Below are 260 nucleotides of genomic sequence, written 5' to 3' on the forward strand. Positions count from 1 at the left end.
TCGATAACCGAGTCCCAGCACACCGTCATCCTGACTGGAAGCGCCTTGCCAATATTAAAATTGGCTGAAAAACCGCCTACGCGCTGGCTCCATTTCCCCACACTGCTCTGGCTGGGTTCCGTCGGATCAAGTCGCCGGAAAATACTCTCCCGGATATCCCCGTCCTCCAGATACACCATTGTCACCAGTGCCGGCAGGTTTTTCGGGTGAAAAAAATTAAACTGCCAGTGGTCGTAAGGCAGCGTCTTTCCCCACTGCTC

1 protein-coding gene is annotated in these 260 nt (G+C 53.8%); it reads right to left on the minus strand.

Features of this window, described 5'->3' with window-relative positions; genetic code table 11:
- Positions 1–260, minus strand: a 260-nt coding sequence (locus FDX19_RS13130) for a DUF2931 family protein (RefSeq protein ID WP_137383116.1), incomplete at both ends; no start/stop codon positions are given.

It is taken from the genome of Citrobacter sp. wls619 (assembly GCF_005281345.1).
Taxonomy (GTDB): Bacteria; Pseudomonadota; Gammaproteobacteria; order Enterobacterales; family Enterobacteriaceae; genus Citrobacter.